At 39.4% G+C, this 23,383-nt stretch carries 21 protein-coding genes and 2 pseudogenes; 5 read left to right on the top strand and 18 right to left on the bottom strand.

What is annotated here, in order from left to right; genetic code table 11:
• Positions 1-481: 481 nt before the first annotated feature.
• Positions 482-832, bottom strand: a pseudogene (locus C8K15_RS14435) (transposase); the annotation flags it as partial.
• Positions 833-870: 38 nt separating this feature from the next.
• On the opposite strand from C8K15_RS14435, the gene C8K15_RS14440 reads away from it, so the two are divergent.
• Together C8K15_RS14440 and C8K15_RS14445 are read left to right on the top strand one after the other, a co-directional pair.
• The gene (locus tag C8K15_RS14440; protein ID WP_108587089.1) at positions 871-1,791 is read left to right on the top strand and encodes an SDR family oxidoreductase; all 921 of its coding nucleotides are present in this window, start codon (positions 871-873) and stop codon (positions 1,789-1,791) included.
• 36 nt (positions 1,792-1,827) lie between these two features.
• Positions 1,828-2,007, top strand: a pseudogene (locus C8K15_RS14445) (TetR/AcrR family transcriptional regulator); the annotation flags it as partial.
• A gap of 328 nt (positions 2,008-2,335) precedes the next feature.
• On the opposite strand, the gene cydS reads toward C8K15_RS14445, so the two are convergent.
• From cydS to C8K15_RS14455, 3 genes are read right to left on the bottom strand one after another with little or no spacing between them, the layout of a single operon-like run.
• Entirely contained in the window at positions 2,336-2,443 is a 108-nt protein-coding gene (cydS, locus tag C8K15_RS21525) for a cytochrome bd oxidase small subunit CydS family protein (protein WP_477536305.1), read from the bottom strand.
• 14 nt (positions 2,444-2,457) lie between these two features.
• Entirely contained in the window at positions 2,458-3,483 is a 1,026-nt protein-coding gene (locus C8K15_RS14450) for a cytochrome d ubiquinol oxidase subunit II (RefSeq protein WP_108587127.1), read from the bottom strand.
• Positions 3,484-3,485: 2 nt separating this feature from the next.
• Complete coding sequence (locus C8K15_RS14455) at positions 3,486-4,832, bottom strand: cytochrome ubiquinol oxidase subunit I (RefSeq protein WP_108587091.1); 1,347 nt, start codon at positions 4,830-4,832, stop codon at positions 3,486-3,488.
• Between the two features lie 280 nt (positions 4,833-5,112).
• Here C8K15_RS14455 and C8K15_RS14460 point away from each other — a divergent pair, with 280 nt between their 5' ends.
• Together C8K15_RS14460 and C8K15_RS14465 are read left to right on the top strand one after the other, a co-directional pair.
• Complete coding sequence (locus C8K15_RS14460; RefSeq protein WP_369973760.1) at positions 5,113-5,547, top strand: NUDIX hydrolase; 435 nt, start codon at positions 5,113-5,115, stop codon at positions 5,545-5,547.
• An 18-nt stretch (positions 5,548-5,565) separates the two neighbouring features.
• The gene (locus C8K15_RS14465) at positions 5,566-6,060 is read left to right on the top strand and encodes a GNAT family N-acetyltransferase (protein WP_108587093.1); all 495 of its coding nucleotides are present in this window, start codon (positions 5,566-5,568) and stop codon (positions 6,058-6,060) included.
• A 124-nt stretch (positions 6,061-6,184) separates the two neighbouring features.
• On the opposite strand, the gene C8K15_RS14470 is transcribed toward C8K15_RS14465, so the two are convergent.
• The 3 genes from C8K15_RS14470 to C8K15_RS14480 all read right to left on the bottom strand — a co-directional run bounded on the left by C8K15_RS14470 (position 6,185) and on the right by C8K15_RS14480 (position 8,324).
• Positions 6,185-6,400, bottom strand: coding sequence for an alpha/beta-type small acid-soluble spore protein (locus C8K15_RS14470; protein WP_108587094.1), 216 nt, complete (start codon positions 6,398-6,400; stop codon positions 6,185-6,187).
• Between the two features lie 278 nt (positions 6,401-6,678).
• Positions 6,679-7,590 (bottom strand): diacylglycerol kinase, encoded by a 912-nt coding sequence (locus C8K15_RS14475; protein ID WP_108587095.1) that lies wholly within the window; start codon positions 7,588-7,590, stop codon positions 6,679-6,681.
• 164 nt (positions 7,591-7,754) lie between these two features.
• Positions 7,755-8,324: a thioredoxin family protein gene (locus C8K15_RS14480; RefSeq protein WP_108587096.1), complete on the bottom strand. Its 570-nt coding sequence runs from the start codon at positions 8,322-8,324 to the stop codon at positions 7,755-7,757.
• Between the two features lie 130 nt (positions 8,325-8,454).
• On the opposite strand from C8K15_RS14480, the gene C8K15_RS14485 reads away from it, so the two are divergent.
• Positions 8,455-9,783, top strand: coding sequence for a TrkH family potassium uptake protein (locus tag C8K15_RS14485; RefSeq protein WP_108587097.1), 1,329 nt, complete (start codon positions 8,455-8,457; stop codon positions 9,781-9,783).
• On the opposite strand, the gene C8K15_RS14490 is transcribed toward C8K15_RS14485, so the two are convergent.
• The 11 genes from C8K15_RS14490 to C8K15_RS14540 form a co-directional block, all read right to left on the bottom strand.
• Complete coding sequence (locus tag C8K15_RS14490; RefSeq protein WP_108587098.1) at positions 9,773-10,369, bottom strand: cupin domain-containing protein; 597 nt, start codon at positions 10,367-10,369, stop codon at positions 9,773-9,775. The two genes, C8K15_RS14485 and C8K15_RS14490, sit on opposite strands and share 11 nt — an antisense overlap.
• 359 nt (positions 10,370-10,728) lie before the next feature.
• Positions 10,729-12,159: an Asp-tRNA(Asn)/Glu-tRNA(Gln) amidotransferase subunit GatB gene (gene gatB, locus C8K15_RS14495; RefSeq protein ID WP_108587099.1), complete on the bottom strand. Its 1,431-nt coding sequence runs from the start codon at positions 12,157-12,159 to the stop codon at positions 10,729-10,731.
• A complete protein-coding gene (gatA, locus tag C8K15_RS14500) occupies positions 12,156-13,625 on the bottom strand; it encodes an Asp-tRNA(Asn)/Glu-tRNA(Gln) amidotransferase subunit GatA (protein WP_108587100.1) in 1,470 nt (489 codons plus the stop codon). The genes gatB and gatA overlap by 4 nt, the downstream gene beginning before the upstream one ends.
• Positions 13,626-13,649: 24 nt before the next feature.
• A complete protein-coding gene (gene gatC / locus C8K15_RS14505; protein WP_108587101.1) occupies positions 13,650-13,940 on the bottom strand; it encodes an Asp-tRNA(Asn)/Glu-tRNA(Gln) amidotransferase subunit GatC in 291 nt (96 codons plus the stop codon).
• A gap of 161 nt (positions 13,941-14,101) precedes the next feature.
• Positions 14,102-15,277 (bottom strand): CamS family sex pheromone protein, encoded by a 1,176-nt coding sequence (locus C8K15_RS14510; RefSeq protein ID WP_108587102.1) that lies wholly within the window; start codon positions 15,275-15,277, stop codon positions 14,102-14,104.
• Positions 15,278-15,296: 19 nt separating this feature from the next.
• Positions 15,297-17,300 carry an NAD-dependent DNA ligase LigA gene (gene ligA / locus C8K15_RS14515; RefSeq protein WP_108587103.1) on the bottom strand — a complete coding sequence of 668 codons (2,004 nt, stop codon included), beginning with the start codon at positions 17,298-17,300 and terminating at the stop codon, positions 15,297-15,299.
• A gap of 555 nt (positions 17,301-17,855) precedes the next feature.
• Positions 17,856-20,087, bottom strand: a complete 2,232-nt coding sequence (gene pcrA / locus C8K15_RS14520; RefSeq protein ID WP_108587104.1) for a DNA helicase PcrA — start codon at positions 20,085-20,087, stop codon at positions 17,856-17,858.
• Between the two features lie 232 nt (positions 20,088-20,319).
• The gene (pcrB, locus tag C8K15_RS14525) at positions 20,320-21,012 is read right to left on the bottom strand and encodes a heptaprenylglyceryl phosphate synthase (RefSeq protein WP_108587105.1); all 693 of its coding nucleotides are present in this window, start codon (positions 21,010-21,012) and stop codon (positions 20,320-20,322) included.
• A gap of 74 nt (positions 21,013-21,086) precedes the next feature.
• Positions 21,087-21,407: a YerC/YecD family TrpR-related protein gene (locus C8K15_RS14530; RefSeq protein ID WP_024533631.1), complete on the bottom strand. Its 321-nt coding sequence runs from the start codon at positions 21,405-21,407 to the stop codon at positions 21,087-21,089.
• Between the two features lie 34 nt (positions 21,408-21,441).
• Positions 21,442-22,491: a DUF3048 domain-containing protein gene (locus C8K15_RS14535; RefSeq protein ID WP_108587106.1), complete on the bottom strand. Its 1,050-nt coding sequence runs from the start codon at positions 22,489-22,491 to the stop codon at positions 21,442-21,444.
• 93 nt (positions 22,492-22,584) lie between these two features.
• Positions 22,585-23,376 (bottom strand): phosphotransferase, encoded by a 792-nt coding sequence (locus tag C8K15_RS14540; protein WP_108587128.1) that lies wholly within the window; start codon positions 23,374-23,376, stop codon positions 22,585-22,587.
• Between the last annotated feature and the right edge of the window lie 7 nt (positions 23,377-23,383).

The raw sequence follows: 23,383 nt of genomic DNA on the forward strand, positions 1-23,383 counted from the left end.
ACTCCTACCCTTTACTAAAATCCAAAAAGCCTTTTGGTAATTAAAAACCTGAAGGCTTTTTCTTTTGTAATAGGCTTAAAATGAATACACATTTTCGCGATATAATCCATTCAAAGTAGTATTAAATATTTCATTAACCTGCCTCTATAAAAATTGATGTATCAACGGTTTGCACCACTTTGTGATGTTGAGTAAATATTTTTTGAAATAGTTTATAAACAGAGTCTTGAATTTCTCGTTTTTATTACCAAATACAGCTTACGCTTCGCTAAAACTAATGGAAATCATTAGCTTTTTTATCCACTATGTGATGCACAATGGATCTCTGCGATGCTTAAGAAGACGTACCCTCCCATGTCTCTTGGCGTCGGTGTGCTGACATTCCTTCGTTCGGTCTATTCATAAGGCAGGTCTTAGTTTAGTTATGTTGCTGGCTTCTCCGAGTCATCCTTCTGTTATAGGTCTCGATGATAAGAAATGTTTACGCTGTCTCTGCGAGACAGTGGAGATCCTTCATCATGTATTGTTCGTTAAAACGGACTTTCTTTTTGCAAATACCATGTAATATTTTCAGTAATTTACCACAGAGCACTACCATCGATTGCTTCCTTCGTAAGGGATTCTGTTGGCGTGTTGCGTAGTATTCATGAAGCTGTTTAAACGCTGTGTTATGACGAATGAGTGGAACCATTACTTTGAAAAGTATATATCTGAGTTTCTTTCGTCCTCGTTTCGAGATATATTTTTGTCCCTTATGTTGACGAGACGAGTTTTCACGGAGTGTTAATCCCGCTAGTTTGATAAGTTGGCGTGGATTTTCATAAAGTGAAAAGCAATTCATTATATTTTAAGAATAGAGGTTTAATAGCAATGGAGAGTATAATTACGAATAAGTGGACAGTGAAAGGAAAGTACGTGGTAATTACCGGGGCCACCAGCGGCATTGGGCTTGCCACAGCCAAAGAGCTCGCGATTCGAGGCGCAAATCTGGGAATCGTCGCGCGTAATCAGACCAAAGCGAATGAAGTAGTAAATCAAATCAAGGCATTAACCGGGAATGGAACCACAGTGGATGTGTTCCTAGCTGACATGGCTTCTCAGCAGTCCGTACGTCAAGTTGCTGCCGACATTCTGGCTAGATGCCCGAAAGTGGATGTCCTAATCAACAATGCCGGTGCCTTGTTCGAAACGCGACAACTAACTGCAGACGGCTTGGAGATGACATGGGCGGTCAACCATCTAGCTCCCTACCTGCTTACGACACTGCTCCTTGACCGGCTAAAGGAAAATGAGCAATCCCGAGTTATCACAACCGCATCCCACGGTCACAAGATGGCCAAGAAGGGGATTGATTTTGATGATCTCAGCGCCGAGCGTCTCTATAGCTTCGCCAAAAAGTTCGTTGGCGGCCCTACATTTCGCTACGCGGAGACCAAGCTCGCCAACATCTTGTTCACCTCTGAATTGGCGGGGCGACTGGAGGGAACAGGAGTCACAGCTCACTGCTTCGATCCTGGTCTAGTTTCCACGAACTTTAACCAGAACAACGGACTGTTGGCCCGGTTGACCATGTCCGTGATGAATTTGTTCTCCCGAAGCCCTGAGAAAGGTGCCGAAACTTTGGTATGGTTGGCGGACTCAGACGAAATTACCAGTCACAATGGCCGTTACTACACCGACATGCAAATTACAATCCCATCTGTGCCCGCTCAGAACATGGACGCGGCAAAGCGCTTGTGGGAAGTAAGCAAGGAACAGATCCAGTGCTCGTACACGATCGATAAAGAGTAGTCCTAAATTACCTGAAAATTGGAGAGTGAACAAACGTTGACGCAATTAAATGAACCTCAACCTAATAACATTCATGATGAGCGCAGAGAACAGATTAAAAATGCAGCCCTTAAAGTATTTGCACACCGAGGAATCATCGGGACAAAAATGAGTATGATTGCTGCTGAGGCCGGTATTAGCCAAGGTCTTTCCTACCGCTATTTCAAATCCAAAGAGAGATATGCTTCGTATGTTGAAAAGTTCCCGATACAATAACTACTTCTACATCCTTCAAAAATCACCTGCTTCTTTAACTAACCTGCCTCTTTAGTTGAATAACAATAGCACAAACTTAGACACTACATCCATCATTACATTACCATATTATTGATGTACTACCTTTTATTATTAGAAATAATATTTTGTTAAACGTAAAAAAGCATTGCTAAAAGCAATGCTAATTTGTACGTTAATATGACGTTATTTGTAATGCATCTGTCGAGTTATTTAAACTTTTTACCACTCAACTGTACGGGTTAAATAAATCTTATCCAAGCGTTTTGATTTATTCTTTTTCCCGTAAAGGTCCGTCTTTAGGAGCGAACCAAAATGCTGTGATAATCGAGACAATTAAAACGATAAATGGTGCGTAAAACATTAAGAACTCAGTCATGTGATTGGCCTCCTTTAGGCATGGTAATCCTTGTTTCCACGAACGTAGTCTTTGTTGAATAAGAATAGTCTCAACAATAGATACAACGAAGGAAGCAATAATCCTAAACCGGCAATAAACGCAACAATTAATGCAATCGCCATCGCTTCGTTGGTAAAGCTATCGTAAATCGTTAAATATGGATACAACAAGTACGGGTAATGTGAAACCCCGTAACCGAAGAATGCTAAGGCAAACTGACCAGTTAATAAGCCAAATGCTAGACCATAGTTTTTGCGTTTCCAAATGAGCCATACTGTTCCGACAAACAGCAAGAAGGACAATCCGAATACCCACCATAAATCCAGGATGCGCGCATAGTGTTCAGGGTTATGACTGCGCAATTCGAAAATGATGCCTCCTGCTGTTATCATCGTTGGTAAAGACCAGATGAGTGCATATTTCCGTAGTAGATCCGTCGCAGATGAATCTCCCGCTTTATTGGCATACCACGTTAAAAATACTGCCGAGATATACAACAATGCGGTTATACTCAATACGACAATACTCCAAGTTAATGGACTCGTAAATAATCCGAAGTAATCTAAGACAGGATTTCCATTTACCATGGAAATAAATCCACCTTCAGAAATCGTCAGTACGACGGAAAGTGATGCTGGGATAAATAAACCTGATATCCCGTACATGAACGTATAACCTTTGTGTCCATATGAACCATACATAGCAAACGCATAATACGAACCGCGTATTGCTAGTAAGACAATCGCTATACTTGCTGGTACCAATAGTGTCGTTCCATAATAGAAGGCAGTTTTCGGGAAGAATCCGATAACACCAACGAAGAAGAACACTAGAAACACATTAGTTACTTCCCACACAGGTGATAAATAGCGTTCTATAATATTCGTTAAAATATGTTCACGTCTTGTTAATGTGTTGTACGCATTGAAAAATCCTGCACCAAAGTCAATCGATGCCACGATAACATAACCGAATAAAAACATCCATAAGACGGAAATTCCGATAATTTCGAGTGTCAGTGTCATGTAATGTCACCGTCCTGTTCTTTACGTCGATCTTCAATTTCTTGTTCAACTGGATTCTTTTTAAACATACGTCTAAGTACGACAATACTTCCGATTCCAAGGATTAAATAAAGACCTGCGAATAATGCGAGCATAAGATCTACTTGACCACTTGTGGTTGCAGCATCTTCAGTACGCATAATGCCTCTCAACACCCAAGGTTGGCGACCTACTTCTGCGAACCACCAACCTGCTTCGATTGCGAGCAAAGCAAGAGGACCACCTGCAACAAGTATCCAGCGGAACCATTTGGTCTGAACGAACGACCATCTTCTCCAAGTTGCCAAGACATATAACGCCGATAATCCTGTCAGCGATATCCCAATTGTTACCATTAAGTCAAATAAGTAGTGAATATAAAGTGGTGGTACTTCATCTTCAGGGAATTGATCAAGACCCTGAACTTCGGCAAATGGATTACCATGTGCCAACACACTGAGTGCATATGGAATTTTAATTGCATACTTCACTTCACCATCGTCTAAAACACCATACATAACCAGTGATGCATTTTCTTCTGTTTCAAAATGCCATTCAGCGGCAGCTAATTTTTCAGGTTGGTATTCTGCTAAATATTTTCCGGAAAAGTCCCCGATAATAGCAGTTGCTATAGAGAAAATCAGCCCTAGTTTTAACGTTAAGAATAATGCTTTTTTGTGATAGATATGATTTGAACCTTTTAACAATCGGTAAGCAGCAATTGATGCTAATACGAATGCTGACGTCATGTATGCGGTTGCTACAACATGAGCAACCTTAGTAGGCATTGCTGGGTTAAACATTGCTAGTAGTGGGTTAATGTTGATTAATTCCCCATTTACTAAATCAAATCCTTGTGGCGCGTTCATAAACGAATTTACGATTGTAATGAATACGGCTGAGAAAGATGCCCCAATCGCAACGGGAATAAGGATTAATAAATGCTTTTTCTGATTTTCAAAACGATCCCAAGTGTATAAATAAATTCCTAAGAAAATAGCTTCAAAGAAAAAAGCGAACGTTTCCATAAAGAGTGGTAAAGCAATAACATTACCCGCTAGTTCCATAAAGTTCGGCCACAATAAAGATAGTTGGAGTCCGATGGCTGTCCCTGTTACGACTCCGACGGCAACTGTGATTACAAAACCACGAGCCCAGCGTCTTGCAAGTAATATATAATGTTCATCATTTTTCTTAATTCCGACCCACTGAGCAATCATGATCATGAGCGGAACACCTACACCAATCGTGGCATAAAGAATATGAAACGATAGTGTCAATTCTGTTAAAATGCGACTAAAGAATACCGCTTCTTCATTTCCCATCTGATTACCCTCCTATTAACTACCGAAAATCCGACCTAGTATTGACAACATCATAATGGCTGCAACTATAAATACAACCCACATCAATTTTCTCTCATGATTTTTATACATGTAGTCACCACCCTTACTTCCTATCATACCCCATTTGAACTTCTTTAAAATAACTGGATGTATCCATTTTGTCACGCACTTGTGAAGGAAATGTGAAAACCATCACAAATTAATATTGCGAAAGTTTGGATTATTTTGTATTCTAATTAATCATACTTAAATGATAGAGGTGCATAAATTGAAAATAAAGCGGAAAGTCCTTGCCTATATTACAAAAGGACAAGAACCTAATTTAGAATTGCTTGTTTTTGAACACAAAGACTTTCCTGAAGCTGGCTTGCAAGTTCCAGCTGGCACCATCGAAGAAGATGAACTATTAATTGATGCTCTTTACCGAGAAATTAATGAAGAAACTGGTCTCGTTCGAGATGCTCTGTATTTTATGGGCAAAATTCATAAATATAACTACTATCCACAAGGAAAAGATACGGTCCATGAGCGTAATTTCTTCCACTTGAATTACGCTGGTGAACAAGTGAACTGGGAACACAATGTCGTAAGTAATGGTCTAGATAACGGTTTGACATTCAAATTTCGCTTCGAACCAATAAAGACGTTACCTGAACTTTCAGGTGAACAAGGTGAAGCATTGAAAATGATGTAGATTCAAGGAGGAAGTAAATTGAATATCAGACCCATTGAAGTAAGGGATGCAGAACAACATTTAGCACTTAGCAAAAAACTAGATGAGTCGAACTTTATGTTACATGAACCCGGTGAGAGAAAAACAACTCTTGAACAGCAGACAAAATCGATAGAAACAATTTTATCTAAAAAGAATAACATCATCTTTGTTGCAGAAGTTGAAGGCAATTTGGTGGGATTCATTGCAGCAATCGGCAACCAATTCCAACGTAACAAGCACTGTGCTTATTTAGTGATAGGCGTACTTGATATGTACCAAGGACAAGGAATCGCAACGAAATTATTCAATCACGTATTTGATTGGGCGAAAGAAGTCAAACTGTCCAGACTTGAACTTACGGTTATTAAAGATAATAACAAAGCATTTAATCTCTACAAAAAAATGGGATTCACCTTGGAAGGTGAGAAAGTAAATTCATTAATCATCGATGGCAACCCAACGAATGAGTATTATTTATATAAGTTGTTGTGACGAGAAAAGAGCGCTTCCCAGATTTCCAGGAAACGCTCTTTATTATTAAAAATTAACATTCATTTTTCATGAATGATTAACACCTTTAATTACACACTACTGTACAGAGTGCTTTGCATTTTCGTTATTTGTTTGTTGTATTCCCGCCAATTTGTTGTTGAGCCATCTGAACTAAGCGTTTTGTAATTTCTCCACCAACTGAACCGTTTGCACGAGAAGTAGCATCTGCTCCTAGGGAAACACCAAACTCTTGCGCGATTTCATATTTCATTTGGTCTAAAGCTTGTTTTGCTCCAGGAACTTCAAGTTTGTTACGACTTCCAGAATTATTGTTAGCCATATCTGTCACCTCCTTGCAATGTAGAATGCTCCGTTTTGAACATTTCATTCGTGATTATAAGTTGTTAATTTATAGCTAAATTTCCTTGTGGAGGGTTGGGTGTTTTTTTCTATGAGCGGTTCTTTGTCGACTATGCGCGGATTTTTGTCGGCTACGCGCGGTTCTTTGTCGACCATGCGCGGATTTTTGTCGGCTACGAGCGTATCTCTGTCGACTATGCGCGAATCCCCAAAAAAACCAAAAACCACTACCCAAAAAGGTAGTGGTCATTAGTTAATTCAAGGACGATCTTGTTCACGAATGTCATTTATCGGAACAAACACTTCAATATGACGATGTAAATTTTCAAAGACTGCAGGTGCATTACCACCGTATTCACCGTCTAAATTTAGTTGCACATGAGCGTCAGCTGTCACTTTTATGTGACTCGCTTTTTTATAAATCACCAGTGGATCCTCTAAATGATTACCGCCTATTGCAAGTGTTGCTAAACGGATAAACTCTGCGATGTTACATTTTTTCAAGATTAACAAGGTGAACTTCCCGTCGTTAATACTTGAATTTGGTGCAAGTTTTTCAAATCCACCTACGGAATTGGTTAAACCGACTAGGAACATCATGGCCTCATCGTCAAATACTTCATCATCGTACTCGATTCGTACTTGAGAAGCTCGAATTGATGGTAACATTTCGATGCCTTTTAAGTAATACGCAAGTTGACCAAGAACTGTTTTTAACTTACTTGGAACGTCATACGTCAATTCGGTTAACTTTCCACCGCCCGCGATATTAATAAAATAGCGATCGTTGACAACGCCAACATCTACCGGAATGGTTTCTTCCGCTATAATTATGTTCACCGCTTTAGTAATATCGCGAGGAATGCGCAGTGCTCTAGCAAAGTCATTCGTAGTTCCCATTGGAATCAGCCCGACTTTCGGACGTTTTTCAAAACCACTTATTCCTGCAACGACTTCGTTTAACGTACCATCGCCACCTGCTGCTACTACTAGATCAAAACCTCGTTCGACTGCATGTTTAGCCGCCTCTACTGCATCGCCTTCACAAGTCGTCGCGTGACACGACGTTTCGTACCCAGCCTTCTCTAATTTCTCTAATACTTCTGGCAAGTGTTTTTTGAATAATTCTCGGCCAGATGTAGGATTATAAATAATACGTGCACGTTTCATACACACATTTCCTTCCTGCTTTACATTTTCAACAATTAATAGGACTTATACGCGATTAAAAAGTTGCATCTGTAGTTCGTCGCAATCTATTACCCACGAAAAGAAGCCGGACAACTGCCTCGGCTTGATTCCTTTATTATATACGAATGCAAGCGTTAGAACAATTATGATTGTTTTTGGAGTGCTGCTGTAAATTCTTTGCGAATGTCTTCATATACCCATAACCAGTATTCTGGCGTTGAAATATACTCTGCAGTAATCTTTTCAATAAATTGTTTTTGCTTGTCTTTAAATGTTGGATCCTCTGAATTCGGTAGATCTTGGCGGAGTTTTAGGACGTATTCTTGTAATTGCGGAGCACGAGGACCCCATTTTGAAATGACTTCACCTTGCTGATTTAATAATAAATATACGGGAATTGAACGCCCTCCATTTGTTAAGTAGCGATCCATTAAATCTAACGTCTGATCTCGGTAAACTACTCGAACTTCTACATCAGCCGCTTCCGCAACACGACGAATAATTGAGTTATTCAACATCGCATCGCCACACCAATCTTCAGTAATACCCAAAATGCGTGGTGATTTTTCTTTCAATAACGTAATAAACTCATCGTCTTGAGGAACATGAAACTGATCATAAATTACTTTGCTATTTTCTTTATTAGTGCCCATTTTGTCCATATATTCATTTAGAGAAATCGCTTCCTCAAAATACTGTTGTTCAGTTTTCATTGACTAACCAACTCCTTTGCAATCAGTTTACTCGCTTCATTCAAATGAATCAAATATCTTGTTGACAGTTTAATTAAAGAAGCATAGAGTTAGCTATTATTTTGATTCTTTTAAATTAGGAAGTGCTTGGATGCGGAACATTAAAAAGAAAAGTTTTAAAATCTCACCCCCGCTCGTAATAGCAGGAAGTTTTTTGATTTTAATATTTATAGGAACCCTTTGTTTAAAGCTCCCTTTTGCTACGACAACACCCATTTCTTGGACTGATGCCTTGTTTGTTTCGACTTCAGCAACAACCGTGACTGGTCTGAGTGTTTTTGATCCTGGAACTACGTTGACTGTATTTGGTGAAGTCGTTTTAATGATTCTTATCCAATGTGGCGGGATTGGGTTAATGACATTTGCGATAGCTTTACTGATTTTGCTAGGAAAGAGAGTTGGTCTTCAAAATCGGATTTACCTGCAAGAGTCTTTTAATCAAAACTCCGTTGGTGGCATCGTCAAATTAGTAAAATTAATTTTAACTTTTGTATTAACAGTTCAATCTATTGCTATTGTCATCATGACGCTCCATTGGCTTCCGAAATTCGGATTTACAGAAGCACTCTACTTAAGTGTCTTTCATGTCATTTCAGCTTTTAATAATGCGGGCTTTGCTTTATTTCCAGATAACTTAATTGGGTTTTCTGGTGATCCCATTGTCAATATCATATTATCAGGATTATTTATTTTAGGTGGGCTTGGTTTCACCGTCGTTATCGATCTTTATCAGAAAAACTCATTTAGAAAATGGTCTCTCCACACGAAAATGATGATTATCGGTACGATTATCATTAACATCATTGCGGCTCTCACGATTTTCTTATTGGAATACGGTAATCCGGATACTCTTGGTAATATGCCTTTATATGAAAAAATAATGACTGCCTATTTCCAAGGTGTAACCCCTCGAACTGCTGGTTTTAACACAGTCAATTATGGAATGATGGAAGATCCTACACTCTTGTTTACTATGATGCTTATGTTTATTGGTGCAGGGAGTGCTTCGACGGCCTCAGGGATAAAATTAACAACCTTTATGGTTGTCATTCTTGCCACAATAGCTTTTTTGAGACAACGAGGAGAACCCGATTTGTTCGGCCGTTCGATTCGTCTCGATACGGTAATTCGCTCACTTGCTATTACCACCATTAGTTTATTACTCGTGACGGCCTTTATCTTCATGTTGACCATTACAGAAAAAATCCCTTTCTTACCTCTCGCGTTCGAGGTTGTCTCCGCATTTGGTACAGTCGGATTGTCGATGGGAATTACTGGTCAACTAAGCGATTTAGGTGAAGTTTTATTATGTATTGTCATGTTTGTAGGACGGATTGGATCGCTAACTTTGTTCTTCCTCCTAATGAAACCGAAAAAAGCAAACTACCGTTATCCATATGATCAAGTATTTACAGGATGATTGTAAAGCCTCTCGATATTCTCGAGAGGCTTTTGTGTATGATTAATTGATACTTTTTAAGCGATTTGTCCATACCTAACCTTTGCCCAATAGACGCTGCATTTCCAAATACCACTTTTTGAATAAATAATGGCACACCTGCTAAATTTGTATTTTGCATTTTTAACATCATAGCTAAATGAAAAATGTTTTTCGGAATGCTTTTTTTATTAGCCTTCCCATCCGCAATCAAGCCATAACCCATTCGCATTGATTCCTCAAATTGAGAACCAGGTGTAAGTGTTACAAAAAATGTGACTGGTTGATTCGATACATTAGAGAATCGATGGTGCACTTTCTTATCAACAAGCAATTGATCATGCTCTCTTAATATATTTACTTCATTGTTGACTTGAACAGTCAATTCTCCTTCAATTACTTCAAATAGTACTTCAAATGCCAAATGATAATGTAAAGGCGGACCTTCTGAATGAGGCGGTAGATAAACTTTTATTAGAATATATTTCCCATTTGTTTCTTGAGAACTCTTCAGAAAAGTAATCTGCTCCCCAGTAAAAACATTGACGATTGTTTGATTAGAACTCATCACTTCACTCCTTTCCTTATTGTTTTTACCGAACGTTCTTCCTCACACAATGCAGCCTTATAAAATCTATTCGTTATTACTCAAAGTAATGCCTTTTATGTAAAAAATTGCTTCTTTACTTAATTCGAATAGCGTTTGGATAAGCTTATTTAAGTTTGAGATACAGTAAAGTAAGTGTCATAAATAGCAAAGAGTCAGTTGGTGTCCAACTGACTCCATTCCAGCACTTGAACGCTCAAAAGAGTTCTGTCTTATTAGCTAACTTATCTTGGTTAATAGAGACACACGTCCACTAACTCACTCCAATTCCTTCAATCAAAAAAGCGACCCCAAATTAATGGAGTCGCTTCTTTCTATTATTATCGTTTTGAAATTTCGTCTTGTAGAATTTTATTTACAAGCGGTGGGTTCGCTTGGCCTTTTGTTGCTTTCATGATTTGACCGACTAGGAAGCCGATCGCACGGTCTTTACCGTTTTTGAAATCTTCGATAGATTGCGGGTTCGCATCAAGTGTTTGTGTCACAATGTCACGAAGGGCGCCTTCGTCGGAAATTTGAACTAAGCCTTTATCTTTGACGACTTGTTCAGCTGTTCCACCATTGTCAGCAAGCTCTTTGAATACTTTTTTCGCGATTTTCGATGAAATCGTTCCATCACTGATTAGCTTGATCATGCCAGCTAATCCTTCAGGAGTAAGGTTTGTGTCATGCAATTCTTTTTGATCAACATTTAGGTAGGCAGAAACTTCACCCATCATCCAGTTTGATGCAAGTTTTGTATCAGCACCTAGTGCAATCGTTGCTTCGAAGAAATCGGACATTTCTTTCGTTAATGTTAAGACCATTGCGTCATAAGGTGGCAAACCTAAATCTTCAACATAGCGTTGTTTACGAGCATCTGGAAGTTCAGGGATTTCTCCACGAATACGATCCATCCATGCTTGGTCAATTACTAAATCAACTAAGTCTGGTTCTGGGAAGTATCGGTAATCGTCTGCTCCTTCTTTTACGCGCATTAACAATGTCTTACCTGTTGATTCATCAAATCGACGAGTTTCTTGTAGGATTTCTCCGCCACCAAGTAATACTTCAGCTTGTCGAACTTGTTCATGTTCTAGGCCACGACGTACATAGTTAAATGAGTTCAAGTTTTTCAATTCAGCTTTTGTACCGAATTGCTCCTGACCATATGGGCGTAATGAAATATTGGCGTCACAACGAAGTGAACCTTCTTCCATTTTACAGTCTGATACACCTGTGTATTGGATGATCGATTTCACTTTTTCCAAGTAAGCATATGCTTCAGCTGGTGTACGGATATCTGGTTCTGACACGATTTCGATTAATGGCGTTCCTTGACGGTTATAATCGACAAGTGAATAGCCTTTATCCGTATGTGACAATTTACCAGCATCTTCTTCTAGGTGTAAACGCGTAATTCCAATGCGTTTCTTGTAGCCATCTACTTCAATTTCAACCCAACCGTGTTCACCGATTGGTTGGTCAAATTGAGAAATTTGGTACGCTTTTGGATTGTCGGGATAGAAGTAGTTTTTACGGTCAAATTTCGTGTGTGTTGAAATTTCACAGTTTAAGGCCATAGCCGCTTTCATCCCGAAATCAATTGCGCGTTTATTAACAACCGGTAATACGCCCGGATAACCAAGGTCAATTACATGTGTATTTGTATTTGGTTCTGCACCAAAATGGTTAGGTGCTGGTGAAAACATTTTTGAATCTGTTTTCAACTCTACGTGAATTTCTAATCCAATCACTGTTTCAAAGTTCATGAGTTTGCTCCCTCCCATAGTTGAGGAGTTTCTTTATGGAAGCTTGTTGCTTGCTCAAATGCATGAGCTACACGGTAAATCGTTGCTTCGTCAAAGTGTTTTCCGATAATTTGTAAGCCCAGTGGCATACCTTCAGAGAATCCACATGGAATCGAAATTCCTGGTACACCCGCTAAGTTTACAGGGATTGTTAAAATATCATTTGCATACATCGTTAATGGATCTTCGTTTTTCTCGCCCACTTTAAATGCTGGTGTTGGTGTCGTAGGTCCAATAATGACATCGTATTTTTCAAATACTTGATCAAAATCTTGTTTGATCAATGTACGAACTTGTTGAGCTTTTTTATAGTACGCATCGTATGAACCTGCACTCAGTGCGAATGTTCCAAGCATGATACGTCGTTTTACTTCGTCTCCAAAACCTTGGGCACGTGTTTCTTTGTATAATTCCATCAATGATTCCACGTTTTCTGCACGGAAACCGTAACGAATTCCATCAAAACGAGCTAAGTTTGAAGATGCTTCAGAAGAAGATAGTAAATAGTAAGTTGCTAAGCCGTATTTAGAGTGTGGAAGAGATACTTCTTCCCACGTTGCGCCTAGAGATTCTAATACTTTTAACGCGTCTAATACCGATTGTTTAGCAGCTTCACCAACACCGTCTCCTAAATATTCTTTAGGAACACCGATGCGAAGACCTTTAATGTCACCAGTTAGCGACTCAACAAAGCTTGGCACATCTACGTTTGCAGATGTTGTATCGTGCTCATCGACACCTGAAATGGCTTCAAGTAAAAGTGCATTGTCTCTTACATTGCGTGTAATCGGTCCAATTTGATCAAGAGATGACGCGAAAGCCACCAATCCAAAACGAGATACACGGCCGTAAGTAGGTTTCATCCCAACAACACCACAAAACGATGCAGGTTGACGAATCGAACCACCTGTATCAGATCCTAATGAAAATGGTACTTCTCCTGCTGCAACTGAAGCTGCAGAGCCACCTGAAGAACCACCTGGAACGCGGTCTAAATCCCATGGGTTACGAGTGATTTTGTAAGCTGAGTTTTCAGTTGATGAACCCATAGCGAATTCATCCATATTCAATTTACCAATTGTAATCATGCCAGCTTCGCGAAGTTTGCGAACAACTGTTGCATCATAAATCGGGTTAAATCCTTGCAAGATTTTAGAACCACTTGTTGTTTCTAAACCCTCGGTAACAATGTTGTCTTTTACACCAATTGGCAATCCGAATAAAGGTCCACGTTCTGAAACTGGCACTTGATCCATTTCTTCGGCTTGTTTAAAGGCTTGTTCTTTATTCAAAGCTAAAAAGGCTTTTACATCGCCGTCTAATGCTTCGATACGGTTATATGCTTCAGCAGTTACATCAGCAATGGAAATTTCTTTGTTATGTATCATTGCTTGAAGTTCACTGGATGAATGGTTAAATACTGTCATGGGTTGTCCCTCCTTACGTCAAAATCAGTCTAAGATTGATGGTACTTTAACTTGTCCGTCTTCTTGCTCCCGAACGTTTTTCATCATTTTATCGCGGTCAAGTCCTGGAACAGCCTTGTCTTCACGCATAACATTTACGAGTGGTAAGACATGAGTAGTAGGTACAACATTAGTTGTGTCTAGTTCATTTAACTGCTCAGCAAAATTTGTAATTCCCGCAAGTTGGCCTGCAAACTTTTCAGCTTCTTCATCTGTAATAGAAAGTCGAGCTAAATGGGCAACGTGCTTTACTTCTTCTTTTGATATATTCGCCATTTTTACACCTCCGAATTCACAATCATACGGAATATCATATCATTTTTCACATTAAAAGAATAGGGACAGCACTGAAGCTATCCCTATTCTTGTCTTAATTTTGTATCTAGTTTTGAGCTTTAAGCTGCCACTCATACTTCTATTACAAGATTGAGTCATTTTTAATCGTAAATATGGACATAAGGTTCTTTAGCATCTGCTTTTTTAATAACTACTGCTTCTGGTCCATTTATCGAAGTGACACTTACTTCGACTTCCAGGGATGCAGGGAAATGTTCCATAACAAGTCCCGTCATATATTGCGTAAAACCAATAAGTTCTGCGGACCCATAAAACTGGATAGGAATATCAATAGTCAATTTTTTAATTTGATCTTCTTGATAGAAACCTGTTCCGATAATGCTTGTGTAATTCGAGAAATACTCTTCCACGTCTTGTTTAAAGTTTTTAAATGAATCACTGGCTTTACGATACTTAACTTCAGAAGGTGGTTGAGGAAAAATGACGTACTCTTCATTTAATTTATTCCAATCTCCTAATGCTTTGCCCTCATCCGCTACACTATATGCAAAATAAGTACCTGGCACAATTGAGTTACGGTCTTCTTGTTTAAATAGTCCAACCGTAATTGGTACATTCTCGAGCCCTTCCATCGCACGCATCCGTTTGATAATTTCAGCGGCCATCTTTTTTCCTTGCTCTTCGATTGTCGCTTGTGGAATCGGTTGTTCATACGGACCGTAATCTCCAACCTTGTAATAATAAACAGAGTTCATGGCTAGCCCAATAGAGACGCCACCCAGTTTGATCGTATTGTCTTTCGTTTTGACCATGTAATTTTGTTCAACAATATGAGCTAAATATTTCGGGTTTGTTTTAGCTAACTCAGCTGTGATTTCCCCGCCAGGTAGTACGGGATTTAAGCCCAGATCTACTTCCGCTTTCTTTTCTTTATTATCTTTATCTTTTCCTACTTCTCCTTTTCGTGTTAACCAAGCACGCAATGTGTCAGTATCTAACATTTGCCCTTCTTGGAAAAGGTAATCATCTGCAGAAAACGTTCGTTGAGACAAACGCAGTAAGCCACTTTCTACTTCTTTGATATCATATTTTGAATACACATTTGAAACGACTAATCCTCTACTTTTACTTGGTGCATACGGCAAAAGAGTTCGATAATAATCTTTCGAGATTTGCAAGCTTGGTATAATGGTTTTCGCTACTTCTTCGTCTTTCTCAATATCGTTAATAACTTCCGTATCTTTAGTTGAGTCTGGTGCACAGCCAGCGATTAACACTAAAGAAATAATGGCTGGAATCCAGCTAGTTCGTTTCATTATAGGAAGGACTCCTTCACTAGTTTAATTCTTCAATTAGACGGTTTTCATCCCATACTGGAATTCCTAAAGTCTGAGCTTTATCAAGTTTTGAACCGGCATCTTCACCTGCGATGACAATGTCCGTTTTTTTACTGACACTTCCGGCGACGGTTCCGCCTACAAGTTCTATTTTCTCTTTTGCTTCTTGTCGTGTCAATTGTTCCAATTTCCCAGTTAATACAACCGTTTTACCAGTCAGCACATGATTGAGATTCGAAAAATCTACTTTCTTGCCTGTGTAAGCCAAATTAACGCCGAGATCTTCCAGTCGCTTGATCAAGTCTTGCACTTCTTCATTATCAAAGTAACGAACAACTGAATCTGCCATTTTATCACCAATTTCGTGAATGGTTATGAGTTGGTCGGGAGTAGCTTGAGCCAGTGTTTTCATATCACCAAGTTCTTCAGCCAGTATTTTGGCAGCTTTTTCGCCTACATGCCGAATGCCTAATCCAAATAACACACGCTCCATTGAATTTTGTTTCGCAACTTCAATAGCAGCGACTAAATTCGTCGCCGATTTATCACCCATACGATCGAGTTGAATTAATTGATCTTTCGTTAAGGTAAATAAATCCGAAACATCATGAATAAGTCCTTCGCGGAACAATTGCTCAACTACTTTTTCTCCAAGACCGTCTATATTCATCGCGTTACGCGACACAAAATGAATCAGTCCTTCTGTAATTTGGGCAGGACACTGAGGGTTCACACATCGCAGTGCTACTTCGCCTTCAATTCGTACTAGTTCACTTTCACATACTGGACAATGTGTTGGCATCTTATATTCCGGCAAGTCTTTTTTACGTGCTTCAAGAACCACAGCTACGACTTCGGGAATAATGTCGCCCGCTTTACGAATGATGACTGTGTCTCCGATGCGAATGTCTTTTTCACGAATTAAATCTTCATTATGCAAAGAAGCACGACCAACTGTCGTTCCCGCTACTTTTACTGGTTTCAATATCGCGGTTGGCGTTAATGCGCCTGTACGCCCTACCGTTAATTCAATATCGAGTAATGTAGTCACGACTTCTTCAGCTGGGAATTTATAAGCTGTTGCCCATCGTGGGCTTTTCGCTGTAAATCCTAGGTCTTGTTGGTGAACGTAACGATTTACTTTAATGACAATACCATCGATTTCATACGGTAGTTCTGGTCGTTTAACTGTCCATTTTTCGATATATGCTTGTACTTCATCTATTGAATGACAAGTTTTTCGTTCTTTATTGGTTTGAAAGCCTAATTCGTCTAAATAATCGAGCGCCTCTGCGTGACTATCTAACTGATAGGCTTCTCCGTCCCCCCCGATACCGTAAACGAAGATTGCTAAATTGCGACTTGCAGCAATTTTCGGATCAAGTTGACGTAAAGAACCAGCCGCTGCATTTCGAGGGTTCGCGAACTGTTCTTCTTCGTTCTCTACTCTAGATTCATTTAAAGCGATAAATGATTTCTTCGGCATATAGGCCTCTCCGCGAAGTTCTATAGTGACCGGCTTCTTAAGTCGCAATGGAATCGAACGAATGGTTTTTAAGTTTTCGGTAATGTCTTCCCCTACGCGTCCATCTCCACGAGTGGCACCGCGCACAAAGACTCCATTTTCATACGTCAGTGAAATGGCTAAGCCATCTATTTTTAATTCACATACATAAGAAAAGTCATTCCCAATGCTAGCACGAATGCGTCGATCAAAATCATCTAAATCTTCTCGACCAAATGCATTTGATAGACTAAGCATCGGATGGGTGTGTGCTACTTTATTGAATCCTTGAAGTATCGTCCCTCCCACTCGTTGAGTAGGAGAATCTGGATAGATTAAATCAGGAAATTCACTTTCAATAGCGATAAGTTCCTGCAAATATTGGTCGTAAACCGCGTCTGACACGAGCGGTTGATCCAGCACGTAATAAGCATAGCCTGTGTCATGTAAAAGTTGGTTCAGTTCTTTTACACGTTCTTCTAATTGTACTTTATCCATTGAAACGTTCCTCCGCTCGTTACTTAAATAAAAATTTAAAAAGGAGCATCAAAAGAGCCAGTTTTGGAACTCAGGTTAAGAACGCCACATCCCTGCTCCTGCGGTTACTCGTCGCAAAAAGGTCTGCTCCTGCGGTTACTCGTCGCAAAAAGGTCTGCTCCTGCGGTTACTCGTCGCAAAAAGGTCTGCTCCTGCGGTTACTCGTCGCAAAAAGGTCTGCTCCTGCGGTTACTCGTCGCAAAAAGGTCTGCTCCTGCGGTTACTCGTCGCAAAAAGGTCTGCTCCTGCGGTTACTCGTCGCAAAAAGGTCTGCTCCTGCGGTTACTCGTCGCAAAATTCCTTTTGTGGCAAAACCTGAGTGACCAACTTCGTATTGCCCCGAGGCGGCGTAGCCTTTGAGTACCGCACTTGCACAGAATGTGCTGGCTTCTGCAATGCTTACAGGATGTAAGTATTGCAGAAGTTCCTCTTGTACTTAATACGTGAGGAACGGAAAAGCAAGCCAACGAAGAGATTCGACGTGCTATTTTGAGCGGACTTTTTAAATTTCATATATTATGCTTTTTCAACAGGTGCAAACTTAGCCAGTAACCTCTTAATACCAGTTGGACTTGGGAACGCAATATCGAGTTCTGTGTTCTCGCCTTCACCTCGTACACTAACAACCGTTCCAGTACCCCATTTCTTGTGAATGGCTTTGTCACCGGTTGTCCATCCAAGCTTGTCTCCGCCTGAAGATTTGTATGCTGGACGTGCAACAGCTGCACGGGTAGTGCTTGGAACTGCACGGCTGGTAGTTCTACTTCGGCCAGTCCCTGCTGATTGTTTTAAGGTAACATGTTCTAAAATATCTTCTGAGATCTCCGCAATAAATCGGGAAGGATTGTTAAAACCACTTCGACCGAACAAGGTACGTGTTTGTGCACAAGTTATATACAAGCGCTGTTCAGCTCTTGTAATTCCAACGTACATAAGACGACGTTCTTCTTCCATTTCATCCGAATCTCCGATTGAACGTGAATGTGGAAAGACGTTTTCCTCTGCGCCGATAATGAACACGACCGGGAACTCCAATCCTTTTGCTGCGTGCATCGTCATCAGAACTACTTTCCCTTTAGATACGTCTTCTTCATTATCTAACTTGTCCAAATCTGAAATTAGCGCTAAATCAGTTAAGAAAGATACGAGCGTTTTATCGTCACTACGTTCTTCAAAGGCTTTCGTAACGGATAAAAACTCTTCTATATTTTCTAAACGGCTTTCCGATTCGATAGTCTTTTCATTGTTTAGCATGTTGCGATATCCAGTTTTATCTAGCACTTGTTCTACGAGCTCAGTGACAGATAAAAACTCCTGCATTTTAATGAACCCTTCCATCATTTGATGGAACTTCGCAGCTTCGTTAGCAGCTCTAGCAGGCAAGCCCATAAAGTCTACTTCTTGTAGGGCATCAAAAATCGAACGATCCTGTTCGATTGCAAAACGCGCCATTCGGTCAAATGAAGTTGCTCCAATGTTTCGTTTTGGTTCGTTAATAATACGGGATAGAGCTAAGTCATCTTCATTGTTGGCAATTAAACGTAAATACGATAGTAAATCTTTAATCTCTTTGCGATCATAGAACTTCGTACCTCCAACAATGGTGTACGACATATTCGATTTAAGCAAAACTTCCTCAATTACACGGGACTGGGCATTCGTGCGATATAAAACTGCGAAGTCATCGAGACTACGATTATCTTTTTGCATTAATTCTTGAATGGTTTTGACAACAAACTGTGATTCTTGTTGTTCGTCATAAGCTTTGTAAACATTGATTGATTCACCAGGTCCATTGTCTGTTCGCAATTCTTTTGGATAACGTCCTGTATTGTTTTTAATAACGTCGTTCGCTGCCTTTAAGATGTGTTTAGTAGAGCGATAATTCTGTTCTAACATGATAACTTGTGCCTTTGGATAATGCTTTTCAAAGGACATGATGTTTTGAATATCTGCTCCACGCCAGCGATAAATCGATTGATCCGAGTCGCCTACTACACATAAATTATTAAATTTAGCTGCTAGCATTTGCACAAGTTCGTATTGTGCTTTATTTGTATCTTGATACTCATCGACATGAATATAATGAAATTTATTTTGGTAAAACTCCAAGACATCTGGTACACGTTTGAAGAGAATTAGAGTTGTCATGATTAAATCATCAAAGTCGAGGGATTGATTTTTACGAAGACGTTTGTCATAAGCCGTGTATACTTGTGCTGCTGTCTTCTCAAAAGGATTGAATTGATTCGCTTGACTGGCAAATGTTTGAGCATCAATGCACTCATTTTTTGCTGAACTGATGATGTTTAGCATCGAGCGAGCATCAAATTGTTTGGAGTCAATATTTTGATCTTTTATAATGCGCTTAATCACGGTTAGCTGCTCTGATGTATCTAAAATAGAAAAGCTTTTCGAATAGCCGATACGATCAATATTACGTCTTAAAATACGTACACACATCGAGTGGAATGTTGATACCCACATGCTTTGACTTGTACCGTTCCCAAGTAATCCATCCACACGGTTACGCATTTCTTTTGCCGCTTTATTCGTAAAAGTAATGGCTAATATTTTAGAGGGATACACTTCTTTTTCAACGACTAAATAGGCAATTCTGTGTGTCAATACGCGTGTTTTACCAGAACCCGCTCCTGCCATGATAAGCAGTGGTCCTTCTGTTGCTTTTACAGCTCTTTCTTGTTCGGGATTCATCCCACTTAACAAATTCTTTACAAGTACTTCCATAGTGCACCGTCCTTTTTCACGATATAAGTAAATATAAGTTAATTAGAGCTACACCATTGAACTTGGAGAAGCTATGTCTAGCTCCAAGCGCCAGCCCGCACCTAAGCTTCAGACCCTCAGGCGAAAGTAGGCTTTCGCATCGCTTCTTCCAGCACCGGTGTCGTGCTACAAGGCGCTTTGCGCTTTTCTTGCGAACATTAGTTCTTTAATTATAAACTGCTTCAGCTAATTGTCAAAGTGACAAGGTATGCACAGCTTTCACTGTTTCAAGTGCTTCGGCTAAGTTGTCATAGAGATGATTACCTACTACAATCGTGTCAGCTATTTTGGACATTTCAGACGCTTGTCGTGCAGAAGTAATCCCCCCACCGTAAAACAACCGTGTCTTTGTTAAGACTTTCTTCGCTGCACTTACCATGGCAGGGTCACCATATATACCGCTATATTCTAAATAAAAAATAGGCATGTTAAAAAAGTGTTCAGCTAATCTGGCATGGGCAATCACGTCATCCACAGATAGTTCGGTTTGTGCTTCCGTTACATGTGCCGCCTTACAATCTGGATTCAAAATGCAATAACCCTCGGGTACAAGTTCAGTCCAGTCCATAAAATCGCCGAATTCTTTAATTGCTTCGATTTGTAAATCTTTCACAAACGTAGTATTTGAACTATTTAACACAGAAGGAATGAAGTAAAAATCAAAACCAGGTGTAACGCTTTCTATTGTTGAAATCTCTAGGGCTACGGGAACTGTATATTGTCTTACTCTTATTAATAAATCGACTACTGATTCTAATGTTACTCCATCTGTTCCACCGATTAAAATGGCATCTGTTCCAGATTCACACACACGCTTTAGCGCTTCTTCAGAAAGATCTTTTGCTGGATCTAATTTAAAAACGTGACGCCACTGTAAATACTCCATGGGCTCCCACCTATCGTAATACTTTTACATCTATCTAGTATAACAAAAAAAAACTGAACAGAGTTGGTCTCTGTTCAGTACTTTGGAAATTGAAATGGTTTTTCATCTGGATACAACCGGCCCAGCATTTCATCATATGTATCGTTCCCATAATCAAAACATCGACGTACACGTGAAATGGTTGCTGTGCTGGCACCGGTCTCATTTTTAATCGTTTCATACGTTTTCTTCAAACGTAACATATGCGCAACTTCAAATCGTTGAGATAACGATTGAATTTCGCTAATTGTACATAGATCATCAATAAATCGATAAACCTCTTCTAAATCTTTTAATTCTAAAATGGCTTTAAACAATTGATCTGTTTGATGACCACGTATTTTATCTACCTGCATAATAATTGACCTCCTTTTCAAGCCTGCTTCGTTATTAAGGGGTGAAAGTAACCATCTGGTCGAGGCCAGGATCGGTTTTCACTAAATGAATCCATGATTTCCCTGGAACGAGTTTTGCAGGTTGACCATTCTCCATGGGGACAAGTACTCCATTTAGTTGTTGCCATTCAATTTCTTTCATGACACCAGCTTGGAATAAATAGCCTTTTCCACCCGATGTTAAATCGAGTTGTTGACGTCCTTTATTATCAATCGTTTGATGAACCACTTCAAAAAACATTACATTAGCCAAACTAATTTCTTCTTGTGACTCGCTATCTAGTGTTATTTCCCCACCAGAAGTACGATTGTATTGTTGAGTAAGTGTATCATACGAATACATATGGTGAAAGTCTTCACTACTGCCATAGCGGACTTCGATAATACTTGCCAGGTCACTAAGTGGTACATCTTTTGCAGAGCTGTAAAAGTCTAAACTTGGAATTTTTTCAATGGTAGTTCGTGCTCCCTCTTTTTCCATTCCTTCAAGGACATGTTCACCGGTAATATATGAGTTGTGAGGTGCCACGCGGTCATTTGAACGAATAAAAAGCGAACCATCATATTGCATACCATTTATATGATCAACTTCACCATTTCGTAACATCAACTGGGCATCAGGACTATAACCGTGTGCTACATAAAATGCGTCAAGTCCTTTTGCAATATTGACAAAGTAATCCCGTGCACTTCGAACAGGACCGATTTGTGACGGCAGTTCACTTTGATATAAAGCTAATAGTCTCGTGATATTTCCTTCAGCGACCATTTCATAGACTATATCCGCACTTGCAAGGCCTGATTGAGGTCTTGCTTTTGGATGATTGTTAACGGTAACAAGCACGGGGCGATTGGTAAATTCCTTTTCTGAACGTTCACCCGAAAATGGAGCAGCATAAGGAAGTACCACCTCTTCATCTGGTGAATTCTCTTCTGATTTTCCATCTGTTATTATTGGTTCTTCTGCATCCACTTTTTCTTCTTTATCTTTTGAACATCCAGCGACTATAAGAAGCAAGACTATCATAAACAGCCATTTCTTCATTTCTCAAAATCCCCCTAATTGTAAAAATAGTTTTGGTGTGTCTCATCTTATTAAGTATGCAAAACACCTTACTTTGATTACAACTTTCACTATTTATATCCATTGATCTGCATGATTACGAATGAATGTAATATCATCTTGATAATGCTTCACATGACCTTCATCTATCATCTTTTGAAAAGCTAGATCACCTTCACTTGCTTTTCTATTGATAGTTTTACATAATCCGTCTAATCGTTGGAGTATCATTTCTATCACATTTTCTGCTACTTTCTCTCCGTATGATTCAAAATACAATCTCACTCGCTCTTTCCTCAAATCCGCTTGTGATAATGCATCATAATCAATTTTCTCACCCTTTTCAGAAAGATAAAACCTACCTAAAGGTACACAAGTATACAGAGTATATGCTATATCCCAAAGTCTCGGACCCGGGCCCACTACATCAAAATCAATAATTCCTATAGGTTTCTCTTTGTTGAAGATAATATTATAGATTGCAAAGTCATTGTGACATAACACCTCCGCATTTTGAGGAGTGTTGTCTATCCTTTGCCAGTTTTCATCAAACGGAAAATCGCTCACGGCATCATGATAACTTCGTTGCATTTTAGCAATATTTCTTAAAACCTCATTTGACCACATGTAATCTTTTAAAGGGTAATTACCACATTCACCCTCAATAAAAGATAATATTTCTCTTCCATGTTCATCAATACCTAAAAATTTTGGTGAATACTTAAAAGCTTTATCTTCTAAATGTTTCAGTAGTGCATGAATTTTTTCACTATTTTCTTTTAATTGGCGTCTTACTGTGTTCCCGGATCGATAAACTTTCGAGACGTTTCCTCCAGTTAATATTTCATCATTTGGATGGTTGGTCATCAAATCA

It is taken from the genome of Paenisporosarcina sp. OV554, from assembly GCF_003058165.1.
In the GTDB taxonomy this organism is placed as follows: domain Bacteria; phylum Bacillota; class Bacilli; order Bacillales_A; family Planococcaceae; genus Paenisporosarcina.